Source organism: Pseudomonadota bacterium, assembly GCA_039815145.1.
Lineage (GTDB): Bacteria > Pseudomonadota > Gammaproteobacteria > Steroidobacterales > JBCBZW01 > JBCBZW01.
Window position 1 is genome coordinate 1 of sequence record JBCBZW010000231.1, and the last position, 4,454, is coordinate 4,454.

4 protein-coding genes are annotated in these 4,454 nt (G+C 63.4%); all 4 read left to right on the top strand.

The genetic code is table 11. The annotated features are described in order from the left end of the window. On the top strand, window positions 1-887 hold an 887-nt coding region (locus AAF184_24860; protein MEO0425589.1), incomplete at its 5' end, for an FAD-binding oxidoreductase. Between the two features lie 318 nt (window positions 888-1,205). Next, complete coding sequence (locus AAF184_24865; protein ID MEO0425590.1) at window positions 1,206-1,481, top strand: hypothetical protein; 276 nt, start codon at window positions 1,206-1,208, stop codon at window positions 1,479-1,481. A gap of 128 nt (window positions 1,482-1,609) precedes the next feature. Continuing rightward, window positions 1,610-2,155: a TetR family transcriptional regulator gene (locus AAF184_24870; GenBank protein ID MEO0425591.1), complete on the top strand. Its 546-nt coding sequence runs from the start codon at window positions 1,610-1,612 to the stop codon at window positions 2,153-2,155. Between the two features lie 125 nt (window positions 2,156-2,280). Then, window positions 2,281-4,454, top strand: a 2,174-nt coding sequence (locus tag AAF184_24875) for a hypothetical protein (protein ID MEO0425592.1), incomplete at its 3' end; no start/stop codon positions are given.

A 4,454-nucleotide genomic window follows, 5' to 3' on the forward strand; every position in this document is an offset into this window, starting at 1 on the left:
CCAGGCACATGCCAGAGCTGCAGGCGATGCACGATCAGGGGCACGCACGGGGTATGGGCGAATACCTGACGATGCTCTCCCGGGAGCAAGTGCCCGACTACCTAGGCACCGACATCTACCACGGCGCTCTCTACAACACGAAGAACATGCATCTGCACTCCGTGAACCTCTGCCTAGGCGAAGCCCGAGCGGCCGAAAGCCTGAGCACGAGATTCTTCGAGCACTCACGGGTGCTCGAGATCAAGCATGGCGCGAAGCCGCAGGTGATCACCGAAAAGGGCGCGGTGACGGCTGAGAAAATCATTCTCACAGGTAACGCCTACCACCGCCTCGAGCGGCGCAAGCTCATGGGCCTTCTGTTTCCGGCGTCCCTCGGCAACATGGCCACGGAGGTCTTGAGCGAGGAGCAGGCTGAGTCGATCAACCCGAGAGATCTGGCGGTCTACGATTGTCGTTTCATCCTCGACTACTATCGACTCACGGCAGATCGCCGCCTGATGTTCGGCGGGGGCACGAACTACTCGGGGCGCGATTCCAAGTCTGTTGCCGGTGAACTCATGCCGGCCCTGTTGCACGTGTTTCCGCAGCTGCGCGGCGTCAAGATCGAGTTCGAGTGGACCGGGCTTGCGGGCATCGTCCTCAATCGTATTCCGCAGATCGGTCGCACAGCTAACAACGTTTATTACCTCCAGGGATACTCCGGCCATGGCGTGGCGACCTCGCATATCATGAGCGAGATTCTCGCCAACGCGGTGGCCGGCGACATGACCGAGTACGATCATTTCGCCACCATGAAGCACTGGCGAATACCCTTGCCCGAGTGGTTCGGCAACCAGGCGCTGGCCTTGGGCATGCAATGGTACAAGCTCGCGGAGAAATGGCGCTGACGGCCTCGTCCTGCCGCTGTGGTTTCTGTCCGAGCTGCTCGCGTGAGCCCTGAGGAGGGGCTTGCGAATCGGTGCTCGAAGGAGTCACGGTTGTATCATCCGAGTCGCTGATCCTCTGCCATAGTCCTCCCGTTCTCTACTGCATGCGTACCGCGCTCGTCGGGGCCGCTATAGCAGTCTTCGCTGCCAATCCCGGCGCGAGTCTTGGGGCAGTCTCGGCGGCGGCCCAGGCGGGTCGACCCACGCTGTAACCTATCGACCGAAGCGGGAGCTAGGTTTGCGGCACTGGTGGAGTCTGAGGAAGCGGCGGCCGGGTAGATGCGCGATGAGGGCGGTGAGGTGAAGCGGTTATCGAATGCGTTGGTGCTGATCTCGTCGGTCGCAGTGATCGGGCTGCTGATCATCGCGACCATCCTCGAGTGGCATTGGGTGTGGGGGCTCCTATTCGCCTACTGGACAGGCTCGGGGCTGGTACATGGCGAGAGCTTCCTCCTGATGCCAATACCACGCGCGACGCGTCCAGGCCTTTTCTGGGCCGCGTCCCTGACTTGGGGTGGCCTCGCGCTCTGGTTTTTGGCCGACGCGTTCTGGTGACGTTGCGACAACAACTCGATACTGCGGGTGTAGCCGAGTCTCTCGAACTTGCATGGCACTGCTCAATTGAGGCACCTTTGTATCATACGAGTCGACTTTATTCCGCTCCAAGTGCCAGATTGACCCCGATGACTGCCCGAACACGTACCGCCATTATCGAGGCCGCGATCGCCGTCTTCGCCGCCAACCCCGGGGCTAGCCTGGGGGACGTAGCCAAGGCGGCGCAGGTGGGGCGAGCGACCCTCCATCGCCATTTCAGCTCGCGCGATGCCCTCCTGCGGGAGGTCTCCCTAGAGGCCATTCGGGCCTGTGACGAGGCAGTGGAGCACCTGGATGTGGATGCGCTGCGCGGTCACGAGTTGCTGCAAGCCGTGCTGGAAGCGGTGATTCCCCTGGGTGATCGTTACTACTACCTGAGCATGGTGGGCTTGGAGGGTGACCCCGAAGTAACGGCCGCCTACGCCGCCCAGACGGAGCGTCTGCATACGCTCGTGGTGCGGCTCAAAGATGACGGTGTGTTCGACCCCCTGGTGCCCGACCGCTGGATCTCAACGGCGTTCGATGCCCTGATCTGGGCTGGGTGGCACGCCGTCGGGACGGGCGATGTAGCCCGCAACGACGCAGCCAGCCAGGTCGCGCGCACCCTGACGCAAGGCCTTGCGCCAGCTAAATGAAACAGTAGAGATTCTTTTGAGACATTATTGACTCATCCCTTGAGCCCGGCGTATCGTCGGACCAGCACGTCGCGGCATTGATCGCGGCGCGTGGACATCAGTCACGCATGTTGGGGGGCAACACCATGGGTCATTTCCGAACGCGCCGGGGGGGTAGCGTCGCGCTGCTCGCCGGCCTTCTCACCGCGACGTCGCTGGCGTCCGCGCAGAGCTTCATCAACTTCGAAACGCCGCAGGTCGCTCCCTTGGCGATGACGCCGAGCGGCGAGCGGCTGTTAGCGGTGAACACGGCCGACGGGCGTCTGGAGGTGTTCAGCCTCGAGTCCGGCGCTCCCGTGCTGGTCGGCGAAGTGCCTGTGGGCGTGGACCCGGTCACGGTGCGTGCCCGCGGCAACTCCCGCGCGTGGGTCGTCAACCACGTCTCGGACTCGATCAGCATCGTCGACCTGGAAAACCTCCGCGTCGTCGCCACCCTGCAGACGGGCGATGAGCCGGCGGATGTGGTGTTTGCCGGCAACCCGGTCCGCGCCTACGTATCTTGTTCGCAGGCAAATCGCCTGCAGGTGTTCGATCCCAGCAACCTGGCTGCGCCACCGCTCGAGGTGCCGATCAACGGTGAAGACCCGCGCGCCCTCAGCGTTAGCCCCGATGGAAGCGAGGTTTACGTGGCGGTGTTCGAGTCCGGTAACGCTTCTACGATCATCGCCGGCAGCCACACCGCGTTGGCACTGCCGCTCAACGACAACGACGGGCCCTACGGCGGGCAGGAGCCCGTGCCCAACGACGGCACGCAAATCAGTCCACCGATGAATCCTGATAACCCGGCGCCGCCACGCACCAGTCTGTTGGTGAAGAAGACTGTCGATGGGCGCTGGATGGACGACAACAGCGGCGATTGGACCGAGTTCGTGAGCGGCAGCCTCTCGCGCCGCTCCGAGCGCGTCGAAGGCTGGGACATGCCCGACCGTGACCTCGCCGTGATCGATACGGACACGCTAGAGGTGCGCTACGTACGCCGCCTCATGAACCACAACATGGCGATGGCGGTGAACCCGGATAGCGGGTCGATCACCGTGGTGGGCACGGACGGCACCAACGAGATTCGCTTCGAGCCCAACCTCAACGGCACCTTTATCCGCGTGCTACGTGCACAGGTTGATCCTCAGGCATTGGACGCGACGGTCACAGACCTCAACCCGCACCTCGACTACGAGACCTCCACCGTGGATCAGGCAACCCGTGATCTGTCCGTCGGCGACCCGCGCGGGGTGGCTTGGAACGCCGAGGGCACGCGCTTGTACGTCGTTGGACGGGGCTCGAACAACGTCGTCGTGTTGGACGGCGATGGCGATCGTGCCCTCGCCAACCCGATCGAAGTGGGCGAGGGCCCGACGGGCGTGGTGGTGGACGATGCGCGTGAGCAGCTGTACGTGCTCAACCACTTCGATGCGAGTGTCTCGACCGTGAGCACGACGTCGTTGGTCGAGACGGCGCGAGCTGCGTTCTTCGATCCCACTCCCGCGGCCATTCGAGCCGGTCGACAGCATATCTACAACACACGCCAGACCTCCGGTTTGGGTCAGGCCGCATGTGCCTCCTGCCACACGGACGCACGTATGGATCGCTTGGCCTGGGATCTCGGTGATCCGACGGGCGTCATGAAGTCCACGGCGGACGCCAACAAGGGTGCGTGGAACAACGGGCTGCGCTTCGGCTTCGACGACGAGTGGCATCCCATGAAGGGGCCGATGGTCACTCAGACCCTGCAGGACGTGATCGGCAAGGAGCCCCATCACTGGCGCGGCGACCGGGCGGGGATTGAAGTGTTCAACGCCACCTTCGTCAACCTGCAGGGCGACGACGAGGCGCTCGAACCCGAGGAGATGCAGGACCTCGAGGATTTCCTCGCCACCATTCACTTCCCGCCCAACCCCTACCGCGAGTTGGACAACTCGCTACCGACGAACCTGCCCCTGGACGGGTTCTTCGGTGCGGGCAATCAACTGCCCAAGGGTGAGCCCGTGCCGAATGGCAATGCGCAACGTGGGCTCGAGAACTTCATCTTGCCGAATCGGGCGGACGCGCCCTTCGCCTGCTCCACCTGCCATACCTTGCCTACGGGGCTAGGCCCCAACGTGGAGCTCAACAACGGCGAGCTGGTGGAGATTCCGCCAGGGCCCAACGGCGAGGCCCACATCGGCTTCGTCTCCATCGACGGCGACTTTCAACGCACGCTCAAGGTGCCGCACCTGCGCAATCTGTACGAGCGCATCGGCTTCGACACCACACAGCTGGAGAA